The following is a 17,398-nucleotide window of genomic DNA, read 5'->3' as shown; positions in this document are numbered from 1 at the left end:
AACCTGAATGCAACCTCCCTGCTCCTAGGCTGAACGCAACGGCGGCGCCGTCACCTGGCCGCCCTTCATCTTGCACAGCAAAGGAGCTGCAATGACTGTCTACGCACAGCCCGGGACCGAGGGATCGAAGGTCACCTTCAAGGACCGTTACGAGAACTGGATCGGCGGCGAATGGGTTGCCCCGGTCAAGGGCCAGTACTTCGAGAACATCACCCCCGTCACCGGCAAGGCCTTCTGCGAGGTTGCCCGCGGCACCGCCGAAGACATTGAGCTGGCGCTGGACGCGGCCCACAAGGTGGCCCCCTCCTGGGGCAAGACCTCCGTCGCCGAGCGCGCCGCCATCCTGAACAAGATCGCCGACCGCATCGACGAGAACGTCGAGATGCTCGCCGTGGCCGAATCCTGGGACAACGGGAAGCCGATCCGTGAGACCCTGAACGCGGACATTCCGCTCGCGTCGGACCACTTCCGCTACTTCGCCTCCGCCGTCCGCGCCCAGGAGGGCCGGCTGTCCCAGCTCGACGACGACACCACCGCCTACCACTACCACGAGCCGCTCGGCGTGGTGGGCCAGATCATCCCCTGGAACTTCCCCATCCTGATGGCCGTCTGGAAGCTTGCCCCCGCCCTCGCCGCCGGCAACGCCGTGGTCCTGAAGCCGGCCGAGCAGACCCCGTCGTCGATCCTGGTGCTGATGGAGCTCATCGGCGACCTGCTGCCCGCCGGCGTCGTCAACGTGGTGAACGGGTTCGGCGTCGAGGCCGGGAAGCCGCTGGCCTCCAGCCCGCGCATCCGCAAGATCGCCTTCACCGGCGAAACCTCCACGGGCCGCCTGATCAGCCAGTACGCCAGCCAGAACCTGATCCCGGTGACCCTGGAACTGGGCGGCAAGAGCCCCAACATCTTCTTCAACGACGTGGCCGACAACACCAGCGACGCGTTCTACGACAAGGCGCAGGAAGGCTTCGCGCTGTTCGCCTTCAACCAGGGCGAGGTGTGCACCTGCCCCTCCCGCGCCCTGATCCAGGAGGACATCTACGACTCCTTCATGGCCGACGCCGTCGCCCGGGTGGAGAAGATCATCCAGGGCAACCCGCTGGACACCGACACCCAGCTCGGCGCCCAGGCCTCCAACGACCAGCTGGAGAAGATCCTCTCCTACATCGACATCGGCAAGCAGGAGGGCGCCAAGGTCCTCACCGGCGGCGCCCGGGCCGAGCTGCCCGGGGACCTGGCCGGCGGCTACTATGTCCAGCCCACCATCTTCGAGGGCCACAACAAGATGCGGATCTTCCAGGAGGAGATCTTCGGCCCGGTGGTGTCCGTGACCCGCTTCAGCGACTACAGCGACGCCATGGGCATCGCCAACGACACGCTCTACGGCCTCGGCGCCGGCGTCTGGTCCCGCAACGGCAACGTCGCCTACCGTGCCGGTCGCGAGATCCAGGCCGGCCGTGTGTGGGTAAACAACTACCACGCCTACCCGGCAGGCGCTGCGTTCGGCGGCTACAAGTCCTCCGGCATCGGTCGTGAAAACCACTCGATGATGCTGGACCACTACCAGCAGACCAAGAACCTCCTGGTCAGCTACAACGAGAACAAGCTCGGCTTCTTCTAAGCCGCAGCATCCCGGGCGGGGCGGACCACCATCCGCCCCGCCCGCTCCACTTTTCCTTTCAACTTTCGCCACAAGGCGCCCGACGCCGGCCGCCTCCGGGTGCGCCGCCGTGCGGCTCCGGTATACGCAGTTCCGATGAAGGAGGGCTCTGATGCCTGACACGACGCTCCATGCGGCGGTGACCCGCCCCGGGGAGGACTTCTCCCGGGTGGCGCTCACGGCCGAGGCGGTGGAGCTGCTGCGCAAGCTGTGGCTCCAGCACGGACCGCTGATGTTCCACCAGTCCGGCGGCTGCTGCGACGGTTCCTCGCCCATGTGCTACCCCGCAGGGGAGTTCATCACGGGGGACTCGGATGTGCGGCTGGGGCTGTTCGATATCTCGGACGGCCTGCAGCCGCAGCCGATTGAGTTCTGGATGTCGAAGGAGCAGTTCAACTACTGGAGCCACACCCACCTGACCGTGGACGTGGTGCCGGGCCGGGGGAGCGGGTTCTCGGTGGAGGCTCCGGAGGGCAAGCGCTTCCTGATCCGCTCCACCCTGATGGACTGGCCGGTGTAGGCGGTCGTTTGACCCTGGGCTGCGGCGGACGCCGCGGCGGCGGGCCGTGCGGGGGAAACCCTGCACGGCCCGTTTTTCGTCTCACCATATGGGACAAATCGGGCCGTCCAGTGGGCGGACACTACGATAGCTAGGTCTGTTTCCACTACGCTACCGAGATTTTGGACTTTCCTATGAACCTATTCCGGACCAAGTCGATCGAGCAGTCCATGGCGGACGCCGACGAGCCCGGCCGCCAGCTGAAGCGTTCGCTCAGCTCCTGGGACCTGATGATCATGGGCGTCGCAGTCGCCGTCGGCGCCGGGATCTTTTCGGTCGGGGCCAAGGCCGCAGCAAACTTCGCCGGACCAGCGGTCACCATCTCCTTCGCCGTGGCCGCCGTCACCTGCGCGCTGGCGATCATGTGCTACGCCGAATTCGCCACGGCCATCCCAGTGGCCGGCTCCGCCTACGTCTTTACGTACGCCACCATGGGCGAGCTGCTGGCCTGGATCATCGGCTGGAACCTGATCCTCGAGCTGTTCACCGCCGGCGCGGTGATCGCCAAGTACTGGGGCATCTACCTCAGCAAGGTGTTCGCGCTGATGGGCGCTGACATCCCGCCGTCAATCTCGCTCGGCGGCGTGGACCTCTACTGGGGCGCCTTCCTCATTGTTGCCGTGTTCACGGTACTGCTGGTGCTGGGGACAAAGCTGTCCGCGCGCGTCGGCAACATCTTCACGCTGGTTAAGATCGCCGTGGTGCTCTTCGTGATCGTGGTGGGCTTCACCTACGTGAAGTTCGAGAACTACACGCCGTTCGTTCCGACGTCGGAGCCCACCGGCGGCACCGGCGCCGCCGATGTCATGAAGCAGTCCTTCTTCGCCTTCCTCACCGGCGCCGCGCCGGCACAGTACGGCACCCTGGGCATCTTCGCGGGGGCCGCCCTGGTCTTCTTCGCCTTCATCGGTTTCGACGTCGTCGCCACCTCCGCCGAGGAGGTCAAGGACCCGCAGAAGACCCTGCCTCGCGGCATCTTCGGCGGCCTCGCGATCGTCACGGTGCTGTACATCCTGGTGTCCCTGGCCCTGACCGGTATGGTGTCCTACACCCAGCTGGCCGAGGCCGAGAACCCGACCCTCACCACGGCCTTCGAGGCCGTGGGCAACACCGACGCCGCCAAGATTATCGCCTTCGGCTCCCTGGTGGGCCTGACCACCGTGATCATGGTCCTGCTGATGGGCCTCTCCCGCGTGGTGCTGGCCATGAGCCGCGACGGGCTGCTGCCGCGCTCGCTGTCCAAGACCAGCACCATCCGTGCGACGCCGGCCCGCCTGCAGATCATCTGCGGCGCTGCCGTGGCCCTGGTGGCCGGGCTCACCAACGTGGACCTGCTGGAAGAGATGATCAACATCGGCACGCTGTCCGCGTTCGTCACGGTGAGCATCGGCGTCCTGGTGCTGCGGAAGAAGCGCCCGGACCTGAAGCCGGCGTTCCGGGTCCCGTTCGGCAAGGTCCTCCCGATTGTCTCCGCCGTCCTGTGCCTGTACCTCATGACCAACCTCGCGGTGGAAACGTGGATCTTCTTCGCCATCTGGCTGGTGATCGGCGTGGCCATCTACTTCGCCTACGGCCAGCGGCACTCCCGGCTGAACGAGAAGTTCGCCGAGGCCAGGGCCTCCGTCAGCGGGCCCGTCGGCAAGAGCGCCGCCGTCGCGGACGCCAAGAACCACACCGGGGCAGCTGCAGCCGCTGCCGAAGCCGGTGCCGAGGAAGCCGAGGCCGCGAACACCCGCTCCTGACTCCAACGCGGGGTCACCTTCGGCCCATTCCGCTGCGTCGGATGGGCCGAAGGTGACCCCGCGTTGTGTTTAAGGGCGCCGCCGCGCGGGCCCGGCAGCAGAACGAGGTCATGATGCCCAATGTCGTTAAGTTCGCCGCGGAGCACGGCATCCAGCTGCCGGGGTAGCCCGCGGCTCCCCGGTGACGTCACCCAGATCCCTATGATGGAATCATGGCCCGACCGGCACGACCTGAACGCAAGGCAGAGCTGCTGGCCGCCATCCTGGACTATCTCATGGACAAGACCCTCGCGGAGCTCACCTTCCGCGGCCTGGCCGAGGGGCTGGGGGTCAGCAGCTACGTGCTGGTGTACCACTTTGGCCACCGCGAGGAGCTGGTGAACGAGATCATCCGCACCATCGAGTCCCGGCTGGACAGCATCCGGGCCACGGACGTGCGGGACATCGACCGCGAGGCCTGGCGGGCGTTCCTGCTGGAATCCTGGCGGTGGACCATGGCGCAGCGAAACCGCCACCTGGCCCGGCTCGAGTTCGAGGCCACCGCGCAGGACATCGTGGCGGCCTCACCGCGGGGGACGGCCCAGGAACACTTCAGGATGCTGCACCACAAAGCCCGCGACTGGCTGGTGCTCCAGGGCATCCGGGAAGAGTACGCGGACACCGACGCGCGCCTCTTCACCGCGGCCTTCTACGGGCTCCAGTTCGACTTTGTGGTGAACAACCAGCCCGAGGACGCCAGCAAGGCCTTCGACCTGATGATGCTGGTCTTCTTTAACAACCTGGACCGGCGGCTGGCCACCGACGGCGAGCACCTCTGAGCCGGACCCCCTGAGCCGGACCCCGGCGGCGGGCAGCTGCGGTAAGGCGGCGGCACCGCCTCATGGGGCGGCGTAGCGGCCGGTCCACTCCACCAAGGGCCGCAGCTCCTCCCAGCGCCGGGCCACCTCGCCGGCGGCCTCCGGGGTGGAGAGCCAGCCGGGCCGGCCGACGTGGGTTCCGGCGGCCAGGGACTTGAACTTCAGCAGCTCCGCGCGGGGATGGTCCTTGGCGAAACCCCGCGGGACCGTCTTCAGCGTCTCCCCTTCCACCTCGAATCCCTGCTCCTCGACGTGCGCGAGGATCTGCTGCAAGACGCCGCCGCTGGACGGGGCGTCCACAGCGCTGCGGAAGCGGGCCAGCTGGGCCGGCGTGGAGATGTGGTACCCGCCGCCGATCAGCAGTCCGTCGGCGTCGAGCTGGACGTAGAAGCCCATGCCCTCGGCGACGGCCGCGACCGCCCCCTGCGCCGTTTTGTACGGGGACTTATCCGCGGAAAACCGGATATCCCGGTTGGGCCGGAACAACCTGGCTTCACCGAACTGCGGCTCAAGCCCGGCCAACAACGCGGCAAGGGGTTCCTTGACCGCGGAGTCGTAGGTGGCTTTGTGTTCCAGCCACCAGTCGCGGTTGTTGTTGTGCTCCAGCTCGGCGTAGAACTCGAAGGCGGCGTCGGGAAAGCCTGCAAATGGGGTCATGCCTGCATCCTAGGGAGACGCCGTGCCCCGCCGCGAGGGGCAAAGCCGGTATGTGGAAAAAGCAGAAACCACCCCCTGTCTCTGAGCTGCAGCAGTGCGCCCCCGTGGTTGGCTAACCCCGCGGAGCGGAAAGGCCGCCGCCAGACCTGGGCTCGGCGCTGAGGGGGCACATTGACACGGACTCGCCGGCGTCGAGCTCCGGATTCCAGGGCCGAGCCCGCAAAGTGCCCCCGGACAGCCGGCCGGCCGCCGCAGCCAGCCGGGCCGCAACAGAAAACACCCCGCCACGCCGGTGGCGTGACGGGGTGCAGTCCGGGCCTGGAGGCCCAAGGGAAACCGGGGGATCAGACCTTGTTGGCTGCCTCGGCGTCGGACTCGACCTGGCCGGCACCGAGGTTGGCGCGCAGCTTGGCGCCGAAGTCGGCGTCGACGTTGGTCCAGTACTGGATGGCGCGTTCCTTGATGCCGGCGTTCTTGACACCGCTCACGGCGCCGGTGACGGTCTCCAGCAGGCGGGCCTTGGCGCCGTCGTCGAACACTTCGCGGTACAGCGTGCCGGCCTGGCCGAAGTCGCTGTCCTCAGGGTGCAGGGAGTGCGCGGCGAGCGTCAGTTCGCCGTCGTTCTCCCAGCGGCCGCCGGCAACAGCCGGCTCCACGGCAGCCGGGCCGCCCACCGAGTTGGGGGCGTAGACCGGAACGGACGGGGCGTTGAAGTGGTACCGGCCCGCGCCGTCCTGGCTGTAGTTGTTGACCTGGCTCTTAGGCAGGTTGACCGGGAGCTGGGCGTGGTTGGTGCCCACACGGTAGCGGTGCGCGTCCGCGTAGGAGAAGATGCGGGCCTGCAGCATCTTGTCCGGGGAGGCGGCGATGCCCGGCACGAAGTTCGACGGCGCGAAGGTGGCCTGCTCGATCTGCGCGAAGTAGTTCTCCGGGTTCTTGTTCAGCTCCATGGTGCCGACCTTGATCAGCGGGTAGTCGCCGTGCGGCCAGACCTTGGTGAGGTCGAACGGGTTGAAGCGGTAGGTCTTGGCGTCCTCGTACGGCATGACCTGGACGTGGAGGTCCCAGGAGGGGAAGTTGCCGGCGGCAATGTTCTCCTGCAGGTCGCGGATGTAGAAGTCGGCGTCCGAGCCGGCCAAGGCCTCGGCCTGGTCGCCGGTCATGGAGTTGACGCCCTGGTTGGACTTGAAGTGGTACTTGACCCAGAAGCGCTCGCCCTCGGCGTTGATCCACTGGTAGGTGTGCGAGCCGTAGCCCTGCATCTCACGCCAGGAGGCCGGCAGGCCGCGGTCGCCCATGAGCCAGGTGACCTGGTGGGCGGACTCGGGGGAAAGGGTCCAGAAGTCCCACTGCATGTCGGCGTCGCGCAGGTGGCTGCCCGGGAGGCGCTTCTGGCTGTGGATGAAGTCCGGGAACTTGATGCCGTCGCGGATGAAGAACACCGGGGTGTTGTTGCCGACGAGGTCGTAGTTGCCCTCGGTGGTGTAGAACTTCACGGCGAAGCCGCGGGGGTCGCGCCACGTGTCGGGGGAGCCGCTCTCGCCGGCGACGGAGGAGAAGCGGATGAGCATGTCCGTCTCGGTGCCCGGCTGGAACAGCGCGGCCTTGGTGTACTTCGAGACGTCCTCCGTGGTGGTGAACGTGCCGAACGCGCCGCCGCCCTTGGCGTGAACCACGCGCTCCGGCACGCGCTCGCGGTTGAACTGCGCGAGCTTCTCGACCAGGTAGTGGTCGGTGAGGATGATGGCGCCGTCGGCGCCGACGGACTGCGAATGGGCATCGGAAGTGACGGGGGCGCCGGACTGTGTCGTGGACACGGCGGGCGCAGAGATGTTCAGAGTCATCTTTCTCCTATTTGTTGTTTCTACTGATGGACGTTCGAGGGAAGTTTTTGGGTGCGCTGGCACTCCTGGCAGATGCCCTGGTACAGGACGTCGGCAATCTGGATGGTCATCGGTTTGGCGTCCTCGTCCCAGTGCGGGGTCAGGCACGGCGCGTGCCCGACGGCGCATTCGACGTCCTCCACCCGGCCGCAGCTGATGCAGACGGCGTGGTGGTGGTTGTCGCCCACCCGCGTCTCGTACAGGGCGGGGGAGTGAGGAGGCTCAAAGCGGCGCAGCATGTGCAGATCGGTGAGGTCGCCCAGGACGACGTAGACGGACTGCGCCGTCAGCTCGGGAAGCTCCTCGCGGGCCGCGGCCAGGATCTGCTCCGCGGGGGAATGCGGGTGGCGTTCGACGGCGGCCAGCACAGCCAGCCGCTGTTTGGTCACCCGGCGGCCGTGGGCACGCAGGGCGGCTGCCCATGCTTCCTGGGGGCCCGTCGATTCCGTCATGGACCCATTCAAACACTTATTTTGACTCAATCACAATAAGACACACGCGGTGTCCCCGGATCCGGTGTCCGCGGCGGCGCCCCGCGGCGCAGGCCAGGGTCGCGGGGGCCGCGGTCCGGCGCCACTAGAGTGTCCGGGTGGGGAAATTTCTGGCGGACATCACGCCGTTGCGCGAGAGTCCGGCGTTCCGCCGCCTGTGGCTGGGGTCCGCCGTCGCCGCCCTGGGCAGCCAGCTCACCCTGGTGGCCGTGAGCCTTGAGGTGTACCGGCTCACCCAGGACAGCCTGTACGTGGGGCTGCTGAGCATCTTCGCCCTCGTCCCCCTGGTGTTCTTCGGGCTCCTGGGCGGCTCGATCGCGGACGCCCACGACCGCCGCAAGGTGGCCCTGCTGGCGTCGTCGGTGCTGTGGCTGACCACCGCCTGCCTGGCTTTGCAGGCCTGGCTGCAGCTCGGCAACGTCTGGGTGCTGTACGCGCTGGTGGCGGTCCAGAGCGGTGCGCAGGCCATCAACCAGCCTGCCCGCAGTGCCATCATTCCGCTGCTGGTCCGCAAGGAGCTTCTACCGGCAGCCAACGCCCTGAGCATGATCAGCTTCGGCCTCACCCTGACGGCCGGGCCGCTGCTGGCCGGGCTGCTGGTGGCCACGGTCGGTTTCGCCTGGACCTACACGATCGACGTCGCCACGTTCGCCTTCGCGCTGTGGGCGCTGCTGAGGCTGCCGGCCATGCCGCCGGGCGAACACGCGCGGCCCGCGGGGCTGCGCTCGGTGGTCGAGGGTTTCCGTTTCCTGGGCACACGTCCCAACCTGCGGATGACCTTCGTGATCGACCTCGTCGCGATGATCTTCGCCCAGCCTCGGGCCCTGCTGCCCGCAATCGGTGCCGTGATGATCGGCGGCGGGGAAGCCACGGTGGGAATCCTGCTGGCTTCCACCGCGGTCGGTGCGTTCCTGGCGGGCCTGTTCTCGGGGCCGCTCGGGTCCGTACGGCGGCAGGGGGCCGCCGTCGTCTGGTCGGTGATGGGGTGGGGAGCCTCGATCGCCGGCTTTGGCCTGGTGGTGGTGCTCGCCGGGAACTCCGGCGCGGACGGCGTGACGTGGTGGCTGCTGCCCGCCGCCGTGTGCTGCGGGCTGGCCGGCATCGCCGACTCTGTCAGCGCCGTCTTCCGCACCACCATCCTGCAGGCCTCAACGCCGGACCATCTGCGGGGTCGGCTGCAGGGTGTGTTCATCGTGGTGGTGGCCGGCGGGCCCCGGGTGGGGGACATGCTCGCCGGTGGCGGGACTAAAATTCTGAGTGAAGGCTGGGTTCTGCTGCTGGGCGGCCTGCTGTGCATCGCGGTGGCCTGGGCCGTGGCGCACTGGCAGTCGGGCTTCCTGAAGTACGACGCGCGGAACCCGGTGCCGTAGCGGGACGTTTCCCAGGTGTGATCCACCGAGCGACGACTTGTGGAGGAACAGTGCACCAGCATCACAACGGACTGAAGACCGCGGCTCTTTTCGGGGTGCTCTGGGCGGTGCTCCTGGGCTTCGGCGCGCTGATGGCCACCAGCATGCGCAGTGCCGCGCCGATCTGGATCATGGCCCTGGTGGGCGTCGCCACCACAGCCTACGGCTACTGGAACAGCGACAAGATCGCCATCCGGTCCATGCAGGCCTATCCGGTAACGGAGGCCGAGGCTCCGCAGCTCTACCAGATGGTCCGCGAGCTCGCCGCCCAGGCGCAGCAGCCGATGCCGCGGATCTACCTCTCGCCGACCATGGCGCCCAACGCGTTCGCCACCGGCCGGAACCCGCAGAACGCCGCCGTCTGCTGCACCGAGGGCATCCTCCGCCTGCTCGACGCGCGGGAGCTCCGCGGCGTGCTGGGCCATGAGCTGATGCACGTCTACAACCGGGACATCCTGACTTCGTCCGTCGCGGCCGCCGTCGCCGGTGTCATCACATCGGCGGCGCAGATGTTCCTGATTTTCGGCGGCGGGGACCGGCGCAACGCCAACCCGCTGGCTGCCATCGCGATGGCGCTGCTGGCCCCGTTCGCGGCGTCCCTGATCCGCATGGCCATCTCACGCACCCGGGAGTACGACGCCGACGAGGACGGTTCCCGGCTCACGGGCGACCCGCTGGCGCTCGCCTCCGCCCTGCGCAAGATCGAGCATGGGGTGCAGTTGGCGCCGCTGCCGCAGGACCAGCGTCTGGTCAACGCGTCGCACCTGATGATCGCGAACCCGTTCCGCGGCGGCGGGGTGGCGAAGATGTTCTCGACGCACCCGCCTATGAGTGACCGCATCGGCCGGCTGGAACGGATGGCGGGCCGGCCGCTGGGTTGAGCGTGGGGCGACCTGGGTGCCCTGTCGCCCGGGATGCAGCCGTCCGGGGGCACTTTGGGCCCGGATTACGACGGCGGCGCCCCAGTTGACGGCGTGTCCGCGCCAATGTGCCCCCGGAGCGCCCATGACCGGGCATCGGTTGCCGGCCGAGTATCAGATCGCGGCCGGGCCCGGCGCCGCCGTCGGGTCACTGCAGTGGCTCCTGCGACTCACAAGTTGTTCCGCGACAAGCCAAAGAGCTGTCGACGCGGGAGTACCGGCGCGCGGGCATCTTTGCGCAACGCACGTACCGTTGCGCAGCGCGGGCACCTTTGGGCAGCGCAGGGACTTTGGCGCCGCGTGCGTGCGTCTGGGTGGGGTGTGGATGGGGCTCCTGCGACGCGCAAGTTGTTCCGCGACAAGCTAAAGAGCTGTCGACGCGGGAGTACCGGCGCGACAGCCCCTTAGCGCAGCGTCAGAATGTCTGCGCAGCGCACGATTGTCTAGCTGCGGAAGTTCACGAACTGCAGGTCGGCCTCGTCGAAGCCCTTGAGCAGGTTCATGGTCTCCTGGAGGTCGTCGCGGGACTTGGAAGTCACGCGGAGCTCATCGCCCTGGATCTGCGACTTGACGGACTTGGGGGCCTCGTCGCGGATGAGCTTGTTGATCTTCTTCGCGAGGTCCTGGGCAATGCCCTCCTTGATGGTGGCCTCGAGCCGGAACTCCTTGCCGGACGGGTACGGCTCGCCGGTGTCGAGGGACTTCAGGGAGATGCCGCGGCGGATGAGCTTGGACTGCAGGACGTCCAGCACTGCGAGCACACGCTCCTCGGAGTTGGCCTTCATGAGGATCTTTTCGCCGCTGAAGTCGACCTCGGCGCCGACGCCCTTGAAGTCGTAGCGCTGGGTCAGTTCCTTCTGCGCCTGGTTCAGCGCGTTAGCGACCTCCTGCTTGTCTACCTTGCTGACGACGTCGAATGTGGATTCGCCTGCCATGACTGTCCTCCTGATCGTTGGGGGTGGGGCCCGGTAAAGGGGCCGACGGTGTCTGGTTTCCAGCCTAGTACGGATGCTCCTGTTGTGCCCGGGCGGCTGCAGTATTGGTCGGACACCGTCCCGTTCACAGTCCGCTCAAAGCTGGGTCAGGGCGGGAACGAAGTTTCAGGCGGGAGAGTTGCAGGTGTTGGAACAGTCGCTCGAAAGGTGCCACCCCATGCAGCACAAGGCCGTCCGGTACGTCGTCTGTTCCACCGCAGCCGCCGCCGGCGGACTGGCGACGGCCGCGACGTCCGTGGCAGCTGCGACGCTGGCGGCCTCGGTCATCATCAGTCCGGCCGCGGATGCCTCGTCGCGGCTCGACGGTGTGCACGCCGACCTCGCCCGCGCCGTGCAGCTGAAGCAGATCACGGTGGAGCAGGCGGCGAGGTTTGAGTCCAAGCTCGCCGGCCGCATCCTGGGAGAAGCCTGATTTTCCGGGCTTTTTGGGGCCTCAAAGAGCCGATTCGATTCTTCGGCAGAAGTTCTGTAAAGTTGTCTTGCCCGCGGTTGCTGGAAGCGGAACGGACTGGAAACAGACGTTCTGACGATGGAAGCCGCGAGTGATCTTCTTTTGAAGTTCGGCAGATTACCCGAGCGGCCAAAGGGGGCTGACTGTAAATCAGCTGGCAACGCCTACGGGGGTTCGAATCCCTCATCTGCCACCCTTGGAAAAGCCTCCGGAACCATCAGGTTCCGGAGGCTTTTTCTTTACCGGGGCACCGGGACACGAGGGCGCAGCGGTGCGGAGCCTTCCGCACCGGCTACCGGGGTCGAGCGGCCAGGGCGGCGGCCAGCGCCGTGGCGGAGCTGGCGCTGCTGTTGATCCGCCAGTCGGTTTCCTTGTTGAAGTGGAACCAGACCACAGCCGTGACGTCGGCCTGCGCGGCGAGGTAGCTGATGAGGGCCGTGTTCCAGTCCGCTTTGGACCCGCCCTGTTCCGCAGAGGATGTTTCCGCGATGAGAACCTGCTTGCCGGGCGCGAGCCGCCGCAGTTCGGCCAGCCCCGGGCCGAAGAGCTCTGCCGGCGCGATCCAGCTGCTCCACGCCGCGGACGTGCCCCAGTTGTATCCGTCGAGCGCCACCGCGTCCACGTACCCGGGACCGGGGTACAGGCCGTCGAGCGGCGTGGACCCCCAATACGGGACATTGGGGTTCCACACCCACGTGATGTTCGTGGCGCCGGTGCCGGCAACGACGTCGTGGACATGCCGCCACGCGGCGGCGTAGTCACCGGGGCCGTTGCCGTTGACGCCTTCGGACCACGGGTACCAGTTGCCGTTCATCTCATGCCCGAACCGCAGCATCACCGGATGCCCCCACGTCGCCAGCGCGGCACCCCACTGCCGCAGGTAGGGGTCGAAGTCACCAGAGGTGATGCGGTCCAGGGCATAAGCCGGCTGGTCGGTTCCGCCGCCCCAGGCCCAGGGCTCCCACGTCAGCAGGGTTGTGGCGCCCCGGCTGCGGGCCGCGTCCAGCTCCGGAACGGGCGGGGCCTGGCGGAAGTCCTTGTAGGACAAGATGACGGACGGCACCTCGCCGGCGAGGGACGCGGCCTCGTGCAGTTCCCCGGACGCCAGCGGCCCGCCGGGGGTGCCGACGCCAAAACGCAGCGTTGAGCTGCTGATGGCCGGCGGCTGTGCCGGGTCCGTCACCGGTGCGGCCACGACCGTGAAGGCCGCCGAGGCCGTGACGGTCCCGGCAGCGGCCTGCACGTCAAGGACCGGCTGGGTGGTTTGCGGGATCACGACGGCGGCTGTGAAGTAGCCGGAGGCGCTCACCTTAAAGGCGGCCGAGCTGGTGCCGGCCGTGAGGGTCCCGGAGCTTTTCTTGGGGAAGCCGGTGCCGGTGACGGTGACGGTGCTGCCCGCCGGGCCCTGGGCCGGGCTGAGGCTGACGTTGGCGCTGGCGGCCTGCGAGGGCGCCGCTGCCAGCGGCAGGCTCAGGAGCGCCAGTACAAGGGCACCAGCCAGACTCAATAGGGGCTTCATGGGACCTCCACCGCCGGACGCCGGGAATCTGCGGGGCGTCGTGACTTTAACCGGCCCCTGCCGGAAGCCGTCGATACCAGTGTTATCCATCGGCGGCACGCCCCAGGGCTAATAGACGCAGGACATCCCGAGGATTGCCCAAGCATTGTGCCTTGCTACTGCAATGGCGATTTTGACAGGATCCAGGTGTTGGTCCCGTCCTGGCGCTTGAACGTCACGGTGGTGACCAGCGCGCGGATGAGGGCGAGGCCGCGCCCGGATTCAGCCTCGCCGTCGGGCATCACCGGATCGGTGTCGATGGGGTCCGGGCAGACTGCGCCGAAGGCGCTGACCCGGGCCTCCAGCCTCGCGGGCGTGACGCTGATGTCCACCCCGAGTTCCACCGGCTCCGTGGACTCGGGAACGGCATGCTGCACCACGTTGCTGGCCGCCTCGATGACTGCCGTGGCGAACGTCATGCGGTCCATGTCCGGAACGAAGGACGCGGCATCCCAGAGGCTGTCCAGCTCGGCGTGCACGCCCTCGATGGCTTCCGGACGCGCCGCCTGGCGCATTGTCCGCCGGGCGAGGACTTCAGTCATCGCCGAAAGCAACGGCTGCGGAGGGGTAGGACGTCAGAACTTTGTCCATGCTGGTCAGGCCGAGGACCATCTGGACCTGGGGCTGTACTGCGGCGATCCGAAGGTCGCCGCCTGCCTGCCGCGCCGCCTTCAGGCACCCGATGAGGGCACCGAGCCCGGAGGAGTCCATGAATGCCGTCTGTTCGAGGTTGATCACAATCCGGGAGGTGCCCTTGGCGACAACGTCCGCCACCATGTCCCGCAGTTTCGGCGCCGACACCATGTTGAGCCGGCCGGCGGCCGTAATCTCTGCGTAGCTGTCTTTCAGTTCATAGCTCAGGTCCACGGGCGGCCCTTTCATTGGATGACTCGGTGGTGCTGTTGGTCTCATCGCCGGGTTCGCCGGCCTGGTAACCGCGGTACAGGACGGCCCTGACCAGGATGCTCATGACGACGAGGTCAAACACCACCCACAGTACGTTGACCAGCGTGCCGATCGGCTCGGACATTCCGGCGGCCAGCCGCCCAATTCCGACCACCGCCGCGATGACCAGAAGGACGGACACGATGATCTGCGGCCGGATCAGGCTCCACCGCGGACCGCCGGACTGACGGTCCTTCGGGGTGACGGCAAAGCCAAGGGGGCGCCCCATCCAGACGTTCCGGGCCGCCGTCGTGCAGGCCTTGATCCAGGTGGGGAACAGGGCCAGGCTGTACTGCTGCCCCCGCCACGTGGGGATGCCCTTGCCGGCAATGGCAAACAGGAGCTGGTTCACCACCATGAACGGAATAAACCTCAGGAAGAAGTCCGCGCTGAGGCTGGTGACCGGCAGGATGCCGAGGAGCAGATAGACGATCGGCGCGGCGAAGTAGACGACGGCGGCGAAGCCGCTGAGGTAGGTCCACATGGTGGCGAAGTACATCAGCCGCTGGCCGATTTTGAGTCCCCGCTGGACCAGGGGATTCTCCCGCAGGAAGACCTGCATGGTGCCCTGGGCCCAGCGGAGCCGCTGGGTCAGCATGGTGCCGATGTCCTCCGGTGCCAGCCCGTAGGCAAGGATCTCGTGGTGGTACACGCTTTGCCATCCCATCGCGTGGAGCCGCATGGCCGTCGCCATGTCCTCCGTCACCGAGATCGTGGCCAGCGGCATGACCGGCTGGGCCTCGTCGGTCCGTTCCACCGACAGCGCGTCCAGCACCGCCTGAACGGACTCGATGGCGCCGAGCGGGGACCAGTCCCGGGCGGCCATCCGGTGCACGGCGTCTTCGGTCACCACGGGGACACCGGCCTCGCCGACCTGCACCGGGGACATCGCCGCGATCTCCTCCAGGTCGGCCTGCAGGGCGGTCACGTCGGCCAGCACCAGCGACTGGACCGCCCGGTCCACCCGCCGCCGCGCCCGGTAGGTGATCTCGCTGAGGGACTCGCCGGCGTCGAGCTGGCGGCGCGCCTCCTGGGTTGCCGCCTCGACTTCGTCGAGGGTCTCCTGGAGCAGGGGGGACTCGCTGGAGGCCGCTTTGCGGGCCTTCCGGATGGCGGCCTGTGAGGCGCTGAGCGCGCGCCGGACGCTCTTCTCCGTTTCCCTGACATAGCCCACCAGCCCCAGCTGCATCAGGGCCTCCCGCCGGAGCACAGCGTTGGATCCGCAGAAGAAGGCGGCGTTCCAGCCGTCCTTGCCCTGCTGGATGGGGCCGTAGAACAAGGGCGCCTGGCTGCCCAGGGGATCGCTGGCGGGGACGTTGCTGAAGTACTGCGGCGTCTGGACCAGGGCCACCCGGCGGTTGTTGAAGTAGCCCAGCGTTTTGTCCAGAATGTCCGGTTCGGGGATCTGGTCCGCGTCCAGGATGAGCAGGAACTCGCCGGAGGTCACCATCAGCGCGTTGTTCAGGTTCCCGGCTTTGGCGTGCCGGGGCATTCCGCTCCACGCCGCACCGCGTGTCACGTACCCCAAGCCGTGCGCGGCGGCCAGGTCCTTCAGTTCCGGGCGGTCCCCGTCGTCGAGGATCCAGGTGCTGTGCGGGTGCCGGATATTCTGGGCGGCCAGCGCAGTGGCCATCACCATGTCCAGCGGCTCGTTGTAGGTGGTGACGAAGACGTCGACAGTGGCGTCCGCGGGGGCCGGCGACGGCGGAGTGCGGTCCTTGAGCCGCCAGACCGTCAGCCCGAAGAGCATTACGTCGATCAGGCTGTACGTTTCCGCGATGACCAGCGGCACCGCGATCCACCAGGCGTCCCAGTTCAGCGACGCCACCCAGCGCCAGGTGACGTAGTTGATTCCGGTCAGCACGGTCAGGACGACGACGAGCCGGATCCAGAAAGGCCTCATGGTGCTTCCCTCCGGACGGCAAGGATGGTGACGTCGTCGGGATTGGCCGAGCCGTGCGCCCGCCGGCGCACCGCCTCCACCAGCGCCTCCGCTGACCCTGCGGAGACGGCGAGTTGTCCGATCTCGTCCACCGCAGCGAGTGTTCCGTCGTAGAGGTCCAGGACGCCGTCGCTGAAGCTGACAATCATGTCCCCGGGGTCCAGCCGGGTTTCGAATGTTTCCCAGCGGGTGTCGGGGAGCAGGCCGACCGGGAAGTTGTCGGAGGCAAGCCTCTCCCAGGTGCCCGACGCGCGGACCACCAGGGTCAGGCCGTGGCCGGCGTCCGCGAACAGGATGCGCCCGTCGGAGGCGTTCAGCCGGGCGTGGAAGAGCGTCGCGAAGGTGCCTGCCTGGCTGAGATCGGTGGCCAGGCAGTCCTGCGTCAGGCTCAGGGCGGTCACGGGGTCTGTGCTGCTGCGTGCGCTCCGGATCACAGCGCGTGTGGTGGCGGCGATCATGCCGGCCCCGGCACCTTTGCCCATAACATCGCCGAGGGTGAACCCGAGGCCCCCTTCGACGAGATACCAGTCGAAGAAGTCCCCTCCCACGGCGGCGGAGGGAACGCAGGCGCCGGCGGTCTGGTAACCGGGCAGGGCGGCGGCGTTCTGGGGGAGCAGGAAGCGCTGGATCTGGCCGGCCCGGCCGAGCTCGGCGTTGGCCGCTGCCGCCTTTTCGTGGGCGGTGTGGAGCCGGCGCCGTGCTCGGCGCGCCAGCTCGTTGACCACCAGCGCCCCCAGGACGAAGACCATAGTGCTGAACAACCCGCGGAAGAGCTCATTGGGGTTCGCGTCGATGCTGGACCCGAGGGCGAACGGGACCATGATCGCCACCGTGGCGCCCATCGCGGCGTAGAGCACGTAGCGGCGGCCCTCCATGGCGGCGAGCCAGAGCACCGGCAGCAGGACAATCGAGGCGTAGATGGAGTGGCTTTCCCCGGTGCCGTGCCGCAGGGCTCCGGCGGCGAGGAAATCCAGGAAGGGCACGGCGATGGCCCACCGCGCCAGCCCGGGCCTGCGCACCAGCGCGGCGAGGCACGTGGCGGCCGCCGTCAGGCCCGCCCCGGCTGCCAGGGCCGCCCAGTCACTGACCGTCAGCGTGGCAATGCCGCTGCTCATGGCCGCGGCGACAATAAAGAAGACCACGAACGGCAGCTGTTTGCGCAGTGCTGACAGTTCGTCCACGCCCGTCAAAAGAGAGGGCACCTGCTGCCGCGCCAACGGTTGTTTGTGGCCACCGGTCACGACGGCGTCACGCGTTGCAGTTACCCCCACAGAATCCCCTCAACCCAGACTTCCCCAGCTGTTCCCATGAATCCTACCGATTCATCCGCGG

General features: G+C 67.7%; 16 protein-coding genes and 1 tRNA gene. 8 read left to right on the top strand and 9 right to left on the bottom strand.

Features of this window, described 5'->3' with window-relative positions; translation table 11 throughout:
* Positions 1–91: 91 nt before the first annotated feature.
* The 4 genes from exaC to ACTWQD_RS06415 all read left to right on the top strand — a co-directional run bounded on the left by exaC (position 92) and on the right by ACTWQD_RS06415 (position 4,776).
* Entirely contained in the window at positions 92–1,618 is a 1,527-nt protein-coding gene (gene exaC, locus ACTWQD_RS06430; protein WP_443195311.1) for an acetaldehyde dehydrogenase ExaC, read from the top strand.
* A 151-nt stretch (positions 1,619–1,769) separates the two neighbouring features.
* The gene (locus ACTWQD_RS06425) at positions 1,770–2,177 is read left to right on the top strand and encodes a DUF779 domain-containing protein (RefSeq protein ID WP_443195310.1); all 408 of its coding nucleotides are present in this window, start codon (positions 1,770–1,772) and stop codon (positions 2,175–2,177) included.
* Positions 2,178–2,350: 173 nt separating this feature from the next.
* Positions 2,351–3,958: an amino acid permease gene (locus ACTWQD_RS06420; RefSeq protein WP_443195309.1), complete on the top strand. Its 1,608-nt coding sequence runs from the start codon at positions 2,351–2,353 to the stop codon at positions 3,956–3,958.
* Positions 3,959–4,170: 212 nt separating this feature from the next.
* Positions 4,171–4,776: a TetR/AcrR family transcriptional regulator gene (locus ACTWQD_RS06415; RefSeq protein WP_443195308.1), complete on the top strand. Its 606-nt coding sequence runs from the start codon at positions 4,171–4,173 to the stop codon at positions 4,774–4,776.
* 60 nt (positions 4,777–4,836) lie between these two features.
* Here ACTWQD_RS06415 and ACTWQD_RS06410 read toward each other — a convergent pair whose 3' ends face one another.
* The 3 genes from ACTWQD_RS06410 to ACTWQD_RS06400 all read right to left on the bottom strand — a co-directional run bounded on the left by ACTWQD_RS06410 (position 4,837) and on the right by ACTWQD_RS06400 (position 7,807).
* The gene (locus ACTWQD_RS06410) at positions 4,837–5,472 is read right to left on the bottom strand and encodes a DUF2461 domain-containing protein (protein WP_443195307.1); all 636 of its coding nucleotides are present in this window, start codon (positions 5,470–5,472) and stop codon (positions 4,837–4,839) included.
* 344 nt (positions 5,473–5,816) lie between these two features.
* Positions 5,817–7,316: a catalase gene (locus ACTWQD_RS06405; RefSeq protein WP_443195306.1), complete on the bottom strand. Its 1,500-nt coding sequence runs from the start codon at positions 7,314–7,316 to the stop codon at positions 5,817–5,819.
* A 20-nt stretch (positions 7,317–7,336) separates the two neighbouring features.
* Positions 7,337–7,807, bottom strand: a complete 471-nt coding sequence (locus ACTWQD_RS06400; RefSeq protein WP_443195305.1) for a Fur family transcriptional regulator — start codon at positions 7,805–7,807, stop codon at positions 7,337–7,339.
* A 137-nt stretch (positions 7,808–7,944) separates the two neighbouring features.
* On the opposite strand from ACTWQD_RS06400, the gene ACTWQD_RS06395 reads away from it, so the two are divergent.
* The gene (locus ACTWQD_RS06395) at positions 7,945–9,216 is read left to right on the top strand and encodes an MFS transporter (protein ID WP_443195304.1); all 1,272 of its coding nucleotides are present in this window, start codon (positions 7,945–7,947) and stop codon (positions 9,214–9,216) included.
* A gap of 50 nt (positions 9,217–9,266) precedes the next feature.
* Positions 9,267–10,136, top strand: coding sequence for a zinc metalloprotease HtpX (htpX, locus tag ACTWQD_RS06390; RefSeq protein WP_443195303.1), 870 nt, complete (start codon positions 9,267–9,269; stop codon positions 10,134–10,136).
* A 482-nt stretch (positions 10,137–10,618) separates the two neighbouring features.
* Here htpX and ACTWQD_RS06385 read toward each other — a convergent pair whose 3' ends face one another.
* A complete protein-coding gene (locus ACTWQD_RS06385) occupies positions 10,619–11,110 on the bottom strand; it encodes a YajQ family cyclic di-GMP-binding protein (RefSeq protein ID WP_443195302.1) in 492 nt (163 codons plus the stop codon).
* A 217-nt stretch (positions 11,111–11,327) separates the two neighbouring features.
* Here ACTWQD_RS06385 and ACTWQD_RS06380 point away from each other — a divergent pair, with 217 nt between their 5' ends.
* Positions 11,328–11,582, top strand: a complete 255-nt coding sequence (locus ACTWQD_RS06380; protein ID WP_443195301.1) for a hypothetical protein — start codon at positions 11,328–11,330, stop codon at positions 11,580–11,582.
* A gap of 150 nt (positions 11,583–11,732) precedes the next feature.
* Positions 11,733–11,814 (top strand) — tRNA-Tyr (locus ACTWQD_RS06375).
* Positions 11,815–11,913: 99 nt separating this feature from the next.
* On the opposite strand, the gene ACTWQD_RS06370 is transcribed toward ACTWQD_RS06375, so the two are convergent.
* From ACTWQD_RS06370 to ACTWQD_RS06350, 5 genes are all read right to left on the bottom strand, one after another.
* Complete coding sequence (locus ACTWQD_RS06370) at positions 11,914–13,140, bottom strand: glycoside hydrolase family 26 protein (protein WP_443195300.1); 1,227 nt, start codon at positions 13,138–13,140, stop codon at positions 11,914–11,916.
* Positions 13,141–13,295: 155 nt separating this feature from the next.
* On the bottom strand, positions 13,296–13,721 hold the full coding sequence (locus tag ACTWQD_RS06365) for an ATP-binding protein (protein WP_443195299.1): 426 nt from the start codon (positions 13,719–13,721) through the stop codon (positions 13,296–13,298).
* Positions 13,714–14,046, bottom strand: a complete 333-nt coding sequence (locus ACTWQD_RS06360) for an STAS domain-containing protein (protein WP_443195298.1) — start codon at positions 14,044–14,046, stop codon at positions 13,714–13,716. Before ACTWQD_RS06360 ends, ACTWQD_RS06365 begins: the two co-directional genes overlap by 8 nt.
* A complete protein-coding gene (locus tag ACTWQD_RS06355; RefSeq protein ID WP_443195297.1) occupies positions 14,030–16,027 on the bottom strand; it encodes a glycosyltransferase family 2 protein in 1,998 nt (665 codons plus the stop codon). The genes ACTWQD_RS06360 and ACTWQD_RS06355 overlap by 17 nt, the downstream gene beginning before the upstream one ends.
* Positions 16,024–17,247, bottom strand: coding sequence for a PP2C family protein-serine/threonine phosphatase (locus ACTWQD_RS06350; RefSeq protein WP_443195296.1), 1,224 nt, complete (start codon positions 17,245–17,247; stop codon positions 16,024–16,026). The genes ACTWQD_RS06355 and ACTWQD_RS06350 overlap by 4 nt, the downstream gene beginning before the upstream one ends.
* Positions 17,248–17,398: the final 151 nt, after the last annotated feature.

The sequence above is a fragment of the Pseudarthrobacter sp. 1C304 genome (assembly GCF_052245515.1).
Classification (GTDB): Bacteria; Actinomycetota; Actinomycetes; order Actinomycetales; family Micrococcaceae; genus Arthrobacter.
Note: the sequence above shows the minus strand (reverse complement) of the source record. Positions and strands in the feature narration are given on the sequence as shown.